Annotated in this window: 7 protein-coding genes; 4 read left to right on the top strand and 3 right to left on the bottom strand. The window is 39.6% G+C overall.

Annotation, left to right across the window (positions count from 1 at the left end):
• The first annotated feature begins 118 nt into the window (after positions 1-118).
• The gene (locus tag BKG94_RS00795) at positions 119-946 is read left to right on the top strand and encodes a DUF5718 family protein (protein WP_077433286.1); all 828 of its coding nucleotides are present in this window, start codon (positions 119-121) and stop codon (positions 944-946) included.
• 40 nt (positions 947-986) lie between these two features.
• On the opposite strand, the gene birA is transcribed toward BKG94_RS00795, so the two are convergent.
• Positions 987-1,892 (bottom strand): bifunctional biotin--[acetyl-CoA-carboxylase] ligase/biotin operon repressor BirA, encoded by a 906-nt coding sequence (birA, locus tag BKG94_RS00800; RefSeq protein ID WP_077433288.1) that lies wholly within the window; start codon positions 1,890-1,892, stop codon positions 987-989.
• Positions 1,893-2,026: 134 nt separating this feature from the next.
• Between birA and guaB the strand changes: the two genes are divergently transcribed.
• From guaB to guaA, 3 genes are all read left to right on the top strand, one after another.
• Positions 2,027-3,490, top strand: a complete 1,464-nt coding sequence (gene guaB / locus BKG94_RS00805) for an IMP dehydrogenase (RefSeq protein WP_077434080.1) — start codon at positions 2,027-2,029, stop codon at positions 3,488-3,490.
• A 100-nt stretch (positions 3,491-3,590) separates the two neighbouring features.
• Positions 3,591-3,908 (top strand): hypothetical protein, encoded by a 318-nt coding sequence (locus BKG94_RS00810; RefSeq protein WP_077433290.1) that lies wholly within the window; start codon positions 3,591-3,593, stop codon positions 3,906-3,908.
• Positions 3,909-3,930: 22 nt separating this feature from the next.
• Complete coding sequence (gene guaA, locus BKG94_RS00815; protein ID WP_077433292.1) at positions 3,931-5,490, top strand: glutamine-hydrolyzing GMP synthase; 1,560 nt, start codon at positions 3,931-3,933, stop codon at positions 5,488-5,490.
• 371 nt (positions 5,491-5,861) lie between these two features.
• Here the strand turns inward: guaA and tnpA are convergent, their stop codons facing one another.
• Together tnpA and BKG94_RS00840 are read right to left on the bottom strand one after the other, a co-directional pair.
• The gene (gene tnpA, locus BKG94_RS00820) at positions 5,862-6,326 is read right to left on the bottom strand and encodes an IS200/IS605 family transposase (protein WP_077433294.1); all 465 of its coding nucleotides are present in this window, start codon (positions 6,324-6,326) and stop codon (positions 5,862-5,864) included.
• A gap of 209 nt (positions 6,327-6,535) precedes the next feature.
• Positions 6,536-16,648, bottom strand: coding sequence for a YadA-like family protein (locus BKG94_RS00840; protein ID WP_143538881.1), 10,113 nt, complete (start codon positions 16,646-16,648; stop codon positions 6,536-6,538).
• Positions 16,649-17,211 lie beyond the last annotated feature (563 nt).

The following is a 17,211-nucleotide window of genomic DNA, read 5'->3' on the forward strand; positions in this document are numbered from 1 at the left end:
AAATGATCTTTTGATTAAATCTCATCCTAATCGGATAAATTTCACGCTGATCTTTTAATGATTTTCTAACATAGAAACAGTAAAATTCAACCAATCTTGTTACAAAAAGGAGAACTCAATGAACAACAGCTTTATCGGATTAGGCGTGGCAGGCAATTTTGCGGGGCATTTGGAGCAAGCGGGCGAAGCGGCGGATTTTTTGCAAGTGAAAACGGTAGAAGCGGTGCAGCCCAAGGCGATTTTCCCGTTTTATGTGCCGAGTGAAACGTTAGGCGAGTATCAATTCCTTTCCACTTACCCCCTTTCCCATTCTGAAATCCGTTTTCCCAATGATGCCGATAATTTACAAATTGAGCCTGAAATTGCGTTGTTGTGTGAAATTCACTACGCCGAAAATCGCGTTTCAGCCCTTGTGCCAACGCATTTTGCCGCCTATAACGATTGCTCAATCCGCCGTCCGAACGCTCGCAAAATTTGTGAAAAAAAGAACTGGGGCGAAAAATCTAAAGGCATTTCGGCAAATTGGCTGCCATTGGAGCATTTCAATGCAGGCGGTGTATTGGACGATTTCCACATCGCCTGTTTCCACAAACGCCATGGCGTGATGAATGAGTACGGTATTGATAGCCCTGCGGTGGGGTATAGTTATTTTCATCAAAAATTATTGGATTGGATTATCGACCGAATGAATAATCAGCCTGATGAAGGTCCGATGAATAATATTGCCGCTTTACTTGAAGCCGCAAATTATCCGAAACAGGCGATCATCAGCATTGGCGCAACACGTTACACCGATTTTGGCGAACACAACTTCTTGCAAATTGGTGATACCAGTATTGTAGCGCTGTATAACGCCAAGCGTTACACCCACAGTCAAATCGCTGAAATGGCTGAAAAAGAGCTGTTCGAGAGTGATATTTCTGCATTAGTGCAAAAAGTGATCTAGTATTAAGTGCGGTTAAAAACAGCGAAAATTTTGACCGCACTTATTTTCGGCGAAGGGAAACCTCCCCACCATTGAAAGTACGCCGTTCATTTCCATATTGCACTTGCAAATAGCCTCTCTCATCAATGCCCTGCTCAATACCTGAGACGATACCCTGCTCGGTAATCACATTCACCGCTTGATGTAAAAAGGCGTTGTATTTCTGCCAAGATTGTTGAAATTCTTCATCAATCCCACTGTTTTCAAAACGTTCCAAACGTGTATAAAGATGTTGAATTAATTTAGGGAATAATGTCTGACGATCCGAATTGGGATCGATTTCACACAATTGCGCATAGGGTTGGTTAATGGCTGTTTTTTCCGGCAGTGACACATTAATGCCCACGCCTATCACGAGGTTTACCCCACCGTTTTTTACATTCGCAATTTCAACTAAAATACCGCCCAGCTTTCGCCCATCAAATAAAATATCATTCGGCCATTTCACTTGCACACCAAAGGTTTCTGCAATCGCCAAACCCACCACCAAACTGAGCCCTTCAATAGATTTTCTCGGATCAAACGTCCAATAAAAGCTAAATATCATTTGACCAGCAAAAGGCGACAACCACTGACGCCCCCGTCGTCCTCGCCCACCTGTTTGATATTCCGCAAGGCAAAGATCGCCTTTTTGAAGATGGGCAATATTCTGCAAAATCCACTCATTTGTGGAAGTGATAACCGGATAATAATGCACGCGACAAGGTGAAAGTGCGGTTGATATTTGGTGAGAATTTAATAAAGGTAATTGTGGTATGAGTTGATAATATGCGGTATTTTCTTCAATATTTAGCCCCAATGCCCGCAATTGCTGCACATCAAAAGTAATATTTTGTGAAAATTCCGCCAATTCTGACCGCACTTTAGGCATGCAATCAGACAAACAGCTTAACAATGCCAAATTCATACTTTTTCCTATCACGAAAACGTTTGCTGATCATAGCATAAAACCTAAAAATTTCATTTTCAAAATGGGACAAAATCTGTATAATGCCGCCGCAATATTTTTTAACATTCATTTTTAACGACGGAAATATTGCTATGCTTAGAATCAAAAAAGAAGCCCTCACTTTCGATGATGTTCTTCTTGTCCCAGCACATTCTACCGTGCTTCCAAACACCGCTAATCTTTCGACCCAACTCACTAAAACCATTCGTTTGAATATTCCTATGCTCTCTGCGGCAATGGATACTGTAACCGAAACCAAATTGGCAATTTCTCTTGCTCAAGAAGGCGGCATTGGTTTTATTCATAAAAATATGTCCATTGAACGCCAAGCGGATCGTGTGCGTAAGGTGAAAAAATTTGAAAGCGGTATCGTTTCCGAACCAGTCACCGTATCCCCTACCCTCACGCTTGCAGAACTGGCTGAACTCACCAAGAAAAACGGTTTTGCCGGTTATCCGGTGGTTGATGCAGAGAAAAATTTAGTCGGCATCATTACAGGGCGTGATACCCGTTTCATTTCAGATTTAAGCAAAACGGTAGCGGATTTTATGACCCCTAAAGAGCGATTAGTCACCGTCAAAGAAGGGGCGACTCGCGAAGAAATTTTCCGCTTGATGCACGAAAATCGTGTGGAAAAAGTATTGGTAGTCAATGACAATTTCAAATTAAAAGGGATGATTACTCTAAAAGACTATCAAAAAGCCGAAAGCAAACCGAATGCCTGTAAAGATGAGTTTGGGCGTTTGCGTGTGGGTGCGGCAGTGGGTGCAGGCCCGGGTAACGAAGAACGCATTGATGCGTTAGTCAAAGCCGGCGTGGATGTGTTGTTAATCGATTCATCACACGGTCATTCCGAAGGTGTACTACAACGTGTGCGTGAAACCCGTGCCAAATACCCTGACCTTCCTATCATCGCCGGTAATATTGCCACAGCTGAAGGGGCAATCGCATTGGCTGATGCCGGGGCAAGTGCCGTGAAAGTAGGGATCGGGCCAGGCTCAATCTGTACTACTCGTATTGTCACCGGTGTGGGTGTGCCACAAATCACGGCGATTGCTGATGCGGCAGAAGCTTTGAAAGATCGTGGCATTCCGGTTATTGCCGACGGTGGTATCCGCTTCTCCGGTGACATTGCCAAAGCCCTCGCTGCCGGTGCGAGCTGTGTGATGGTGGGGTCAATGTTTGCCGGTACGGAAGAAGCCCCAGGTGAAATTGAGCTTTACCAAGGCCGTGCCTTTAAATCTTATCGTGGTATGGGTTCATTGGGGGCGATGGCGAAAGGTTCATCAGACCGCTATTTCCAATCAGACAATGCTGCTGACAAACTCGTGCCGGAAGGTATTGAGGGGCGTATTCCATATAAAGGTTACTTAAAAGAAATCATCCATCAACAAATGGGCGGTTTGCGTTCTTGTATGGGCTTAACCGGTTGCGCCACTATTGATGAACTCCGCACCAAAGCAGAGTTTGTGCGTATCAGCGGTGCAGGCATTAAAGAAAGCCATGTTCATGATGTAACCATCACCAAAGAAGCCCCGAATTATCGGATGGGGTAATCTTTAAACCATATCGTAAGGTGGAATTTGTTCCACCTCTTTGAGTTTAAAGTTCAGTTAATTCTTTTAAGTTTTATAAGATAGCTTATAAGGGAAAATTATGAAAAAATTAACTATTCTGACTGTTGCATTACTATTATCAGCTTGTGTAAATGACTGGTCATCAAGCGGAGTACCAGATATGTATGAAGGACAATCAAAAGAAAGCGTGCTCAAATCTTTACAGAAAAATAATTGGGTAATCAAAAAGCAACAAACTGATGAAAAAGGTAACTTATACTTAATTGCTCAAGGAAAACCGACAAGACAATTTACCGATCTTTTTGGCTCTCATTGTCGTCAAGGTGCATTTGCAATTTATAAAAAAGAAGGATTGCAAGTTCTTAAAACATCCGACTGTAACGAATCAAAAAAATAACTTAATCACCAAGAGAACTTAAATGAACAACATTCACCACCATAAAATTCTGATCCTAGACTTTGGTTCACAATACACCCAACTCATTGCTCGCCGTGTGCGTGAAATCGGGGTTTACTGCGAACTTTGGGCATGGGATGTCACGGAAGAACAAATTCGTGAGTTTAATCCAACCGGGATTATTCTTTCCGGCGGACCTGAAAGCACCACGGAAGCAAACAGCCCTCGTGCGCCAGAATATGTTTTTAATGCCGGTGTCCCAGTGTTGGGTATTTGCTATGGTATGCAAACTATGGCAATGCAATTGGGTGGTTTAACGGAAACCTCCGATCACCGTGAGTTTGGTTATGCCTCCGTTTCATTGGAAAATTCGACCGCACTTTTTGCAAACCTCAACGATGGCGATAATAAATTAGATGTTTGGATGAGCCACGGTGATAAAGTGACCCGTTTACCCAATAACTTTTCTATTACAGGTACAACGCCAACTTGCCCGATTGCTGCCATGTCTGATGAAAATCGTCATTTCTACGGTGTTCAATTCCACCCTGAAGTCACCCACACAAAAAGCGGTTTGGAATTATTGAAAAACTTCGTGGTGAATATCTGTGGCTGTGAAACCAAATGGACGGCAGAAAATATCATTGAAGATGCCGTAGCCCGCATTAAAGCCCAAGTGGGCGATGATGAGGTGATTTTAGGCTTATCAGGTGGGGTAGATTCCTCGGTTGTCGCCTTATTATTGCACCGAGCAATCGGTAAAAACTTGCACTGCGTCTTCGTGGACAACGGCTTGTTACGCCTAAACGAAGGCGATCAAGTGATGGAAATGTTCGGTAATAAATTCGGCTTAAATATCACTCGGGTGAATGCGGAAGATCGTTTCCTAAACGAATTGGCAGGAGTGGATGAACCGGAAGCAAAACGCAAAATTATCGGTAAAGTGTTCGTTGATGTGTTTGATGATGAATCGAAAAAATTGCCAAATGTGAAATGGTTGGCACAAGGTACGATTTATCCAGATGTCATTGAATCCGCTGCGAGCAAAACAGGCAAAGCCCATGTTATCAAATCACACCATAATGTGGGGGGGTTGCCGGATTATATGAAACTCGGCTTGGTCGAGCCATTGCGTGAACTATTCAAAGACGAAGTGCGTAAAATCGGCTTAGCGCTTGGTTTACCGGCAGAAATGCTCAATCGCCATCCATTCCCGGGTCCGGGGTTAGGGGTACGTGTGTTAGGTGAGGTGAAAAAAGAATACTGCGATCTCCTCCGTCGTGCCGATGCGATCTTCATCGAAGAATTACATAAAGCGGATTGGTATTACAAAGTCAGCCAAGCCTTCACCGTGTTCCTCCCGGTGAAATCCGTAGGCGTAATGGGTGACGGTCGCAAATACGATTGGGTTGTGTCCCTCCGTGCGGTTGAAACTATCGACTTTATGACCGCACATTGGGCGCACTTACCATACGAGTTATTAGGAAAAATCTCTAATCGAATTATCAATGAGGTTAATGGTATCTCCCGCGTCGTCTATGACGTAAGCGGAAAACCACCCGCAACGATTGAATGGGAATAAAAATCCCACTTTTCATAGCCTTTCAATTCATTTCAAAATAGCTCAGAGCCCTGTAATATCAGGGCTTTTCTATTTCATATACTGACCTATGAATGAGATATTTCTAAAGCCAAATAAATAAAATAATAGAGGAATAGGTAAGAAAATTTGCCTTAGATAATCCCATTTTTGATTAGGTAAAAATTTAAGCTTAAAGCAAGCTAGCGGATATGAGATTTTAAACAAGAGACTGTCAGATTGGGTTTGATCTTCTACAATAACAATCCTCACGTAAAACGTGCGGTTTTTAGGCTACCCTATAAGGGCCTAGGACTTCACATGCCCCTCAAGGGGCATGTGAAAAACTGACAACCGCACAATAACTCTATGGCTTACCCCTTAAAGGGGTCCACATATTCTTTCTTCGATAAACTATCTGAAATCATATCTTCCTTCTCTTGATTCCTGATGTATTCTTCTACTACCTTCGTATTTAGACCCACCGTACTTACATAATACCCCTTCGCCCAAAAATTCTGATTTCCATACTTATATTTTAAATTCGCATGTCTTTCGAATATCATTAGCGATGACTTCCCTTTCAGATAACCCATAAAACTCGATACTGCCAATTTCGAGGGAATCTTGACTAACATATGAATATGATCTTTCATCGCATATGCTTCTAGAATTTCTACATTTTTGTAAGTACATAACTGCCTTAAAATACCGCCTATATCTACTCGCAATTTTCCATAAATTGCCTTTCTTCTATACTTCGGAATAAAGACAATATGATACTTACAGCTCCATCTTGTATGTGATAGACTTGAGTCGTCATTGGATTTACTTGCCATGACTTATCCTCCTATATTCTGAATTTTGGTTGTCAGCCTTATTCATTATAGGAGGATTCTTTTATTCCGTTCACCGCTTAAGCTCTTTGATTCCATACGCATAGCGTATGGTTTTTATAGCTAGACTTTGTCTAGCTATAATAAATAAAGCTCAATCTCTTAGATAAGAGATTGAGCTTTATAACATCGGATTCAGCTATGAATACGAATTACCATTCATAGCCAAGACCGACCGCACTTACAACATCACCACGAGTATTGGTACTACCACTTAATTTCAGTAGTACTTTTCCGTTATCGCTGGCTTTGGTATAACCTAAGGCTACCGCATTTTCACCACGATAATTACTCGCTGCAACGGCAACCATGGATTTTCCATTTCCTCTAACCTGTGGTAACCCGGCAATCGCAGCTGCCCCTGCAATACCCGCTCTCAGATCTTTATCAACTTTGTTAATCTTGTTATTTAAGCCATTAACATTACTGTTAATATTATTGATATTTCGATTAACTGCGTATAACTGAGAGCCATTCACCGCATCAGTCGAAGTTGCGGAAACTTCACCAGGTGCGACATTGGTAATTTTTTTATTGCCTGCATTAATACCATCAGTCGTCATGCTAGGGCCATTTTTCACAGAAACACCACGACTGTTTACAACGGTATTACCTGCCCTTACAGAACCATCATGACCAAGGTCAACATCTTTTGCAAGCTGGACTTCTAAAGTGCCTTTACCGTTGGCCTTAACATTAATGTTACCTTTTGCGGATTTGAAGTTTTCAGATTGTGATTTAGAAACACCTTCACCTTTCACTGTAACTTTACTGTTAAGTTTGTTGTTGTTCACGACTTCATTATTACCTGTGAACTTCAAGCCGTCATCAGTAGTAGCGATCTCGTGAGTTTTATTTGGATTGTCTTTTTCCACATAAACCAAACGAGTTTCACCATCTTTCCCATCAACGCCAACTTTACCATCTTGACCTTTGATAGAAATGCCATTTTTGCCATCTTTACCATTTAAGCCAATTGAACCGTCTTTTCCGTTGATAACTACTGCTGAGCCATCTTTACCGTTCACACCGATAGAGCCATCAGCACCGTCTTTACCATTGGCACCTTTTTCACCCACAGTGACTTTATTTGCTGTTAGATCTTTCGCTAAGGCGACAACAACTTTGCCATTTTCTTCATAAGTTTTGATGTTCACTGCATCGTATTCAGTATCGGCTTTCTCACCTTTACCGACTATTTCAAGTGTTTCACCAAGATTTTTATGAATAATCTGTCCACTTTGACCTTTGAAGTTCAAACCTTCTCTAGCCAGTTCTTGCTGAATGTTGTGTAATTGCGAACCGTTTACCGCATCCTTGGATGTTGAACTAATTTCACCATCAGCAACATTTACAACTTTGTTACCACCGTTATCTAACCCTTTATTGGTTAATGTCACATTGGTTTTACCATTGTCAGATGCTCTGATTGTGATACCACTATCATTCATAGTTGTGTTACCTGTGGTTACAGAAGTGAAATCAACATCATCTTTGGTTTTCACAGTATACGTCGTGCTACCATCAGCATTTTTTGTTGGTATCACTTCGATATTTTTACCTGCATCAACCTTTGTCGTTGCTTGAGCAATACCATCTTTTAACTGTTTCACATTAACTGCATCAGTATCGCTTTCGCCCGCTTTTACGTTAGTGATCTTGTTACCGTCAACACTTAAATGTCCCCCAGAGATCGTTGTTCCACCTGCTTTAAACTCAATTTTTTGACCATCTTTATTCGAGATAGAATCAACATTTTTCAAGTCTTTAGCTAATTGAACTTCTAAAGTACCTTTGCCATCAGCTTTAACATTAATGTTACCTGTTGCCGATTCAAAGTTATTAGATGCATTTTTATCAATACCTTCACCTTTAATGGTCACAACAGAATTTAATTTATGGTTATTAACGACTTCGTTGTTACCGGTAAATCTCAAACCATCGTTAAGTGTTGCCACTTCTTCGGTTTCACCATTTGATTTTTCATAAACGATACGAGTTTTAGTTTTGCCATCTTTACCGTCGTTACCATCAAGACCGGCTTGACCTTGCGCAACGGTAATTGCACCACTCGAACCATCTTTACCGTTAATACCAATAGTTCCGTCTTTTCCATTCAAGGCTATGCCATCCTTGCCATCAGCCCCTTTCAAGCTAATAGAGCTATCTTTACCATTGATAGAAACTCCATCCTGGCCATTTTCACCCTTAACAGTGATAGCACCGGATTCTTGATCATTACCAATAGTGACATCTTTATTTAAGCCGACCTGTAACTTAGCTTTACCATTTTCATTAACGACTTCAGTGATTACACTTCCATCACCTTTCACGGTGACTGTTTCACCAAGTTTTGCTTTAACGTCATTACCCTTTTCATCCGTTAAACCAAATCCGCCGCCTTTTGATGGGTCAGTAATGTTACTAATGGATTCTTTTAAGTCACCAACATTAACAGCATTGTTTAATGTATCACCTTTAGCATCTGTTAAAGATACCTTATTACCATTAGCATCCTTCAAACCACTATCAACATTAACAATCTGGTTTCCGCCATTGTTCAACCCCTTGTCTGTCAAACTAACCGTTTTATTTGCAGGCGCATCTTTTGGTGTAATGGTTAAACCACTGCCATTGATAACAGATTTATTACCTGTCATTTCATCAATGAAGTGTGCGCCTGTTAAATCTTGTAGCTCTTTAGCCATTTTAAGAATTAACTTACCACCTTCATTATCAACACGTAAGTTTTTATCTGTAACATTAGCATTCGCATTTAATTTCCCTAAGATTTCTAGCTCTTCATTGAGTTTTTTAGCAATCGAGTCACCTTTGTCACCTTTGAATTTTAAACCATCGTTAAGTGTTGCCACTTCTTCGGTAATGGTCTTATTCGGATCTTGCGGATCTTTGGTTTCATAAACAATACGTGTTTTACTTTCACCATCTTTTCCGTTAACACCCGCTTTTCCATCCGCACTTTTAATGGTTAGACCATTTGCTCCATCTTTGCCATTTAAGCCGATTGAGCCATCTTTACCATTGATAACCACTGATGAACCATCTTTGCCATTCACTCCAATTTGACCATCAACCCCGTCTTTACCATTTTCACCTTTTTGACCCACTGTCACCTTATCTGCAGTGAGATCTTTAGCTAAACCAATAACGAGTTTGCCATCTTTAGTCATGGTTTTGATATTTGTTGCATCATATTGATCATCAGCTTGTGTGCCTTTACCTACAATCTCAAGTTTTTCACCTAAATTTTTGTGAATAGCATCACCGGACTGTGCTTCAAAGTCTAAGCCTTTAACAGTAAGATCTTTCTGAACGTTATATAACTGAGAACCATTCACTGCATCAGTAGATGTTTCAGTTACATCACCAGCTTTAACATTAGTAATCTTATTGCCATCGACACTGACATCGCCCCCAGAGATGGTTGTCCCCCCATTTTTGCTTAGCACAACACTTGACTGACCATTTGTAATAGTCTCAATATCGTTAAGGTCTTTTGATAATTGAACATTTAACTTACCATCTTTGCTGTTAACTCCGATGTTGTCTTTTGTTAGCTTAGCTTTATCCGCACCACCAACGATTTCTAATTGTTCATTTAGCTTTTTGGCTATAACTGTAGTGTCATCACCTTTGAATTTTAATCCATCGTTAAGCGTTGCCACTTCTTCGGTAATAGTTTTACTCGGGTCTTTAGGATCTTTGGTTTCATAAATAATGCGTGTTTTACTTTCACCATCTTTTCCATCAACACCCGCTTTTCCATCGGCACCTTTAATGGTTAAACCATTTGCTCCATCTTTGCCATTTAAGCCGATTGAGCCGTCTTTACCATTGATAACTACTGATGAACCATCTTTGCCATTCACGCCGATAGTACCGTCAATACCATCTTTCCCGTTAGCACCTTTCTCGCCAACAGTGACTTTATTTGCTGTTAAATCTTTCGCTAAAGCGACAACAACTTTACCATTTTCAGTGATGGTTTTAATGTTAGTTGCATCATACTCAGTATCTGACTTTTCTCCTTTACCCACAATCTCAAGTTTCTCACCTAAGTTTTTATGAATAACTGAATCATTACCTGTTGATTGAGTGCCAAAATCCAAACCTTTCGTGTTGATTGCATTGGTTGCATTATAAAGTTGTGAACCATTTACAGCATCTTTAGATGTTGCATTTACATTACCATCTTTAAGGTTCGTAATTTTATTACCATCAACACTGACATCTCCGCCCTTAATGGTTACAGCAGGTTTGCTTGGATCATTATTATCTTTACCGGTAAAGACAATTGATGAGTTATTTCCACCAATCGAATTAATACCGTTAAGATTTTTAGCTAAACGAACGGTTAGGTTACTAGCTCCATCGGAAATAACACCGATGTTATTCTCTTCTGAAAGCTCGTTTCTATCTGTAATACCACCTATAACATTTACTTGTTCATTTAGGTGTTTTTTGATGACATTAGTATTTGCAATTGCATCACCATAGTATTTCATACCATCATCATGCGTTGCCACTTCATGTTCTTTGCCATCTTTATCTTTGTAAACAATACGGGTAATTCCATCTTTACCATCTTCACCGTCAACGCCAGCTTTGCCTTCTTTTACAGAAATATCAGCTGATACGCCATCACTACCATCAGCACCTTTAGGACCAGTTAAGCCAATGTGACCAACTCCATCTTTACCGGAGATAGAAATTGCATCTTTGCCATCTTTACCACTGATTCTGACTTTGCCATCTTCACCATTTTGTCCATTAGGACCTGTGATTGTCACACCATCTTTACCATCAGCACCATTTTTTCCGTTTACAACAATCTTATCTAAATTAGTTAAGTCTTTATTCAGCGCAAAGCTATAGGTTTGATTTTCATCAGCACCACTTTGAGTGACAGTTAAATTTTTACCCGCATCCAGATTAACTACTGTGCCAGGTTTTACAGTTTTCGCTACAGAACTACCGTTTACATTACCGGTTGCATTTGCATTCCATCCGCTATTGTTTACGATATCAACCACTTGATGAACTGTTGCTATACCATTTGCACCATCTTTACCATTCTTACCATCTATTGGGGTAATTGGAGTTGCGCCTAACTTAACATCATATTTAACAATACCATCGTTATCTACCAATGCCGTTGTATAGTTACCATCTGTGAAGTTTAATCCTTTTGATAAAGTAACAGTTTGATTATTTTTACCGTTTGCTTTATAGGCTAATGGAGCATCACCCAGATTTTGTTCTGCAACAGAAACCGTATAAGTTTTCTGCCCTGTTGTCTGGTCTTCACTTGGTGTTACCGTAACATTCTTGCTACCGGATTGAACAATCGAACCTAAACCGGTAATCACTTTCTTACCGTCATTAGTAATATTTTTTAAATCTGATTTTGCAATATTTGTGATTTTGGCTTCACCTGTAACGTCCTTGCCATCACCATCAACATAAGTCATGGTTACTGCGCCGCTATCATCCACTTGGTATTCGCCCGGTTTTATATGACGTTCTGCCGCTCTCACTGAATCCAACTGGCTTAAGTTAACTGCATCTGTAGGATTCGTACCATTGGCCACATTTTTAATTTGGTTTCCACCATTATTCAAACCTGAATCTGTTAAAGATACTGTTTTAGTTGTATCAGTCGGGTTAGTAATAGTAACACCGCTATTATTTACAGTAGTATTGCCTACTTTTACAGAACCTCTATCAGTTAAGTTAATATCTTTGTTAAGTTTAACTTCTAACTTATTGCTACCATCTGCGACAACATTAATATTGCCAGCAGCAGATTCAAAGGTTTTAGCTGTAGCTTCATTAACCCCTTCACCTTGTACTTTTACTAAAGTATTCAGTTTATGTTTATTTTCAACAGACTCATTATTACCAGTGAATCTTAGTCCATCTTCTAATGTTGCAACGGTGTGATTCGTACCTTTATCATCTTTATAAACAATACGGGTCATACCATCTTTACCGTTAGCACCATCCGTTCCATCAACGCCAACTGAACCTTTATCTCCTTTGATCGTTAAGCCATTACTACCGTTTGCGCCATTTAAGCCAATAGATCCGTCTTTACCATTAATAACTACAGCCGAACCGTCTTTGCCATTGATACCGATCTTACCGTCAACTCCGTCTTTACCTGGTGTGCCAGGTTCACCTTTTTCACCAATCGTAATATCATTGGCTAAAGAATAAGTGTAAGTTTGGTTATTAGGATCCGTCACATCTTGCTTAACCGTTAAGTTTTTGCCGGCATCGAAATTTACGACCGCACTTGGTGTTACTTTAGTTGCTACTGATGTGCCATCTAGCTCACCTGTTGATTTTGTTGCATTAGCTAACCAACCACTGTTATTAATTGCCTCAACTACAGTTTTCACTGTTGCAATAGTATTACCATTTGCGCCATCAATACCTGCTTTACCATCTGCTCCGGTTGTAATATTACCTACGTTTACATCGTATTGAACTTTACCATTCGTACCTACTGTTGCGGTTGTGTAGTTACCATTTGTGAAATCTAAGCCTTGTGATACTTTAACTTTTTGTGGATTCTCACCATTAGCTTTGTATGATAGTTCTGCGTCACCTAAGTTTTGAGCTATTGCACTAACGGTATAAGTTTTTTGGCCTGTTGCAGCATCAGTTGTATTGGTTACAACTACGTTATTGCCGGCTTCAACAACTGTCCCTAATCCAGTAATGACTTTCTTACCTTCATTAGTAATATTGGTTAGGTTTTTATCCGCCGCATTGTCGATTTTGTCTTTTGTATCTTGTGTTAAATCAACAGCAACATCCGTACCTGTTGCGCTTGTTGATATATATTTAGCACTATCTCCACCTACAACATTAAATTGCAAACCGCCCGATTTGGATAGTTTTTGTTCATTAGTTGTACCTGAATTACCACCTAATTTGATACTGTTATCACCAATTTTAGTGTTTACTACATTAGATACCGTTTTTAATTGATCTTCCGTAGCTGCACGACCGGATACCGGAGTTGGGTTGGTTACATTCCAATCAGTATTGGTTAAACCTGTAATGTGGCCATCTTTACCATTTAGGCTGATTGACTTATTACCGCTGACATTCACCACACCATCTGGTTTGAACTCAACTTTACCTGATCCATTACCGTTAGTAATTGAAGTAATATTCGCTAAAGCACCCTCGACATCTACCTTAAATGTTTTAACATCATTCACATCACGGTACGATACTTTAGTATTTTTACCATCTTCCATATTAATTGTAGCTTTCGCTAAGTTTTTGATCTTAGTTTCACCTTCATTATTAATATTGGAAAGATCTTGTTTGGCAATTCCTGTGATTTTTGCTGTTTCATTTGCAACTAATTTTCCATTACCATCGGTATACGTCATTGTTACAGAACCATCATTCTGAACAGAGTATTCACCTTTTGTAATATGTTTTTCATCACCTAAATTAGCAATACTTTGATCACCATATTTAATACGATTACCCTCGTACTTAATAGTCGTATTATTCGTTTGATCACCAAGCTTAATTTCTTTAGCATTAACGCTATTTAAACCTTTAAGATCTTTTGCTAATTTAATTGCTAAACCACCTTGTGCCGGACTGGAGCCTGCAGTTCCAACAACACCGATATTATTGTCTGATAAATTATTTTCCGCAGCACCACCGGTTACATTTAACGTCTCTCCTAGTTTACGATTTACAGTTACACCTGTATTATCCCCTTGGAAATTTAAACCTTTAGCAATTTCACTTGTATTTTTAGAAATATTCTGAGTGTTATTAGCAATATTATTGGCATTATTTGTAACATTTTGGTTTGTAGCAAAAAGTTGAGAACCATTTACCGCATCCTTACTGCTTGCATTAATCGTGCCATTTGAAACGTTGGTAATTTTTTTATTACCCGCATCAATACCATCTTTAATGATTTTTGGCCCATCTTCAATTGTTAAACCTTTATCATCTAAAGTTGTGTTACCTGTTGTCACTTTCGTAAAGGTAACGTTTTCTTTAGTCGCAATTGTTAAATTAGCATTATTTTGCGTAATATTAATATTATTGCCCGCAGTGATTTTCACCGTATCACCCATTGCTATTTTTTGTTCTTTATTGCCGCTTACTTCACCTGAACCGGTCTTATCCGTTGTGATTTTCCAACCTTGTTCAATTCGTGATGCAACAGCATACAACTGAGAACCATTAATCGCGTCAGTTGAATTAGCTTCAACATGCCCCGCCGCTACATTTTTAATTTGGCGTTCTTTACCTTTTTCACCAACACTTACAAAGCGACCTGAATCCTGAACAGAGCCACTGAAATTGTAAGTATGTCCACCAATCGTTTTATTTGCGACTGTCTCAGTTGCATGTGATCCTGTAGTCGTAGAATTATCACCAAGAATGACGGAACCGGTTGTACCCACAGTAATATTTGCGCCAATAGCAATAGTATTAGCTCCGCTTACATTAGTATTATGTCCGATAGCAATTGAATCTTTTGCATTTGTTCCTGTACCGGTCATTTCACCCAATGCAATAGATCCCGTAGCTTTTGCACCTAAATTATCATAATTACTATTGGTTTCTTTTTGTTTAGTTTTATCAGCATTAACACTTACATAGTTGGTTTGAGCAAGTTCTACCGCTTTTTTTACATTATTCAGTTTCTGATTTTTAATATCAAACTCAGGTGCTTTATAAGTGTAACGACCAGTAGCACTATCAATGCTATAACCGATATAACCATCTCCAGCAATAGATTTTGCTAAATTATCATTAACCTCAGATAATTGTTTAACATTTACCGCATCAGTGTCTTCACGGCCTGCTGCTAAATTAACTAAACGGCGCTCAGCACCTTTATTTGCAATAGCAACAACACCGCGCTCGACATCAAAATTATCATTTGTATATTTTGCATTTTTGTTTTTAATGTCTTCTTGATTAACAATAGTACCGTTACCTAAAGCCAATGAGTTATTAGCATTAGATATTGCGCTCTCACCAATACTCATCGAACCTTTTTTAGTCGCTTTTGAGTTTTTACCGATAGTTATCACATTTTCATGTAACGCCTGGGCATTACTGCCGAAAGCAATTGAGTTAGCCTCAGTTGCATTAGCATTACTACCAAATGCGACAGCATCATTCTTATGTGCTTTAGCTTCTACGCCAAATGCAATAGAATTGGTTTTAGCACCCAATGAATTGTAACCAAAAGCGATAGACGAATTCCCCGTTGCTTTTGAACTTGTACCAAATGCAATAGCTTTTTCAGCACTAGAAGAACCAGGTTTAGTTACTTTTTCACCTAAGTAGCTATCATGCTCTGAATAAAATTCACCGGTGCTGGCTAATGAACCAAATGCAAAGGAATCATTACCATTTGTTTTCGCTCCCGAACCAATTGCCACAGAACGGTCACCATTTGATTGAGTATTATTTAAACCATCATACTTGGTTCTTTTCGCCTCCCCTTCGCCAGGTAAACCATCAAGAGTTTTTGGAGCCGTATTACCAATCGCAATAGATTGATTACCATTTGATGTCGCGGAAGCTCCAAACGCAAAACTTGCATTTCCTTTTGCATAGGCTACAGAACCGATTGCAGCAGAATAATTACCAATCGCAGCAGATTGACGCATCATAGCAAGAGAGTTAAACCCGTTGGCTCGAGCTGCAGTACCAATTGCCGTTGAACCTACATCTTCTGCGCGAGAAAATGCACCAACAGCCATCGATAATCCTCCTGTAGCTTGGGAATAATCACCGATTGCAATACCATTTGAAGAGCCATTCTTGTGAACAGCATTACTCTTATTACCAATTGCGATACCAAATGCAACTTCTCCTTGATTTGAATAACCATTATCAAAATTACCTTGTTGATTAGCATCATGATAGGATTTATTGCCTGGATTTTTATAATCGTATGCCCAAGTAGTAGTACCTCCAGGTTTAGGTTTAGCATCCGCACTAAGGTTGCCTTGTCCTGTGTGTGGTTCACCTGCCATTTCAACATACGCATTAGCCACAAGAGGTGTAACCACAAATGGCAGTGTAATTGCAATTGTTTTGATTAAATTAGCACTCAATGAATCAGGCCTATTTGAAGTAGAAGAAGAGGAAACTGCTTTGACTTTAGAAAGCTCCGATACAGCAGTCCATGTTTGAGTAGCATGATTCCAAATGACTTTAAAAATCTTATTCATATATTTACTTATCCTTTTAATTCAGGGTTATCTTCAGGAATAAAACCATCTACATTCCAGCATAAAATTTCCCCTTATAGCGTCTAAATAATCGAGATTTATCATTCTCTCAGAGCATTTAATAATTGGACTTGAATCAATTCGTCCATATGTTTATCTTGGTATATGTGCAACCAACGACACAGTCGAGCCAGCCCTATAAGCTAAAATATAAACCTCTAAAACGATTATTCATCACTAACAGAAACTTTACCTACCATGATGGTTTCATTGCTCAATTTGTTAGCTTTTAGCAGTAAGTTAAACACTCAATACGAGCGAGCAAATATGTGAGCCGAGCAAAATAGCTTCAGCTTTGCTAAAAAACCAGACACAAATGCCACGCTGAATACCTTGATACCACAGCGCAGCACACTCATTGCCGAAAGAGTAAAGCTGTACATTTACTTATTTCCGGATCGATTTTGTCGATATTTTTAGCTTTACGTTTTACCAACAAAGTTCAGTTACCTTTTCCCCGAAGCATTTCCTATGCCCCCTCAAAAACATGACTGTCGTTTTAA

The sequence above is a fragment of the Rodentibacter ratti genome (genome assembly GCF_002000485.1).
GTDB lineage: Bacteria > Pseudomonadota > Gammaproteobacteria > Enterobacterales > Pasteurellaceae > Rodentibacter > Rodentibacter ratti.

Coding starts and splice junctions, on each gene's coding strand:
- BKG94_RS00795 (WP_077433286.1), top strand. CDS start 119: ATGAACAACAGCTTTATCGGATTAGGCGTGGCAGGCAATTTTGCGGGG.
- birA (WP_077433288.1), bottom strand. CDS start 1,892: ATGAATTTGGCATTGTTAAGCTGTTTGTCTGATTGCATGCCTAAAGTG.
- guaB (WP_077434080.1), top strand. CDS start 2,027: ATGCTTAGAATCAAAAAAGAAGCCCTCACTTTCGATGATGTTCTTCTT.
- BKG94_RS00810 (WP_077433290.1), top strand. CDS start 3,591: ATGAAAAAATTAACTATTCTGACTGTTGCATTACTATTATCAGCTTGT.
- guaA (WP_077433292.1), top strand. CDS start 3,931: ATGAACAACATTCACCACCATAAAATTCTGATCCTAGACTTTGGTTCA.
- tnpA (WP_077433294.1), bottom strand. CDS start 6,326: ATGGCAAGTAAATCCAATGACGACTCAAGTCTATCACATACAAGATGG.
- BKG94_RS00840 (WP_143538881.1), bottom strand. CDS start 16,648: ATGAATAAGATTTTTAAAGTCATTTGGAATCATGCTACTCAAACATGG.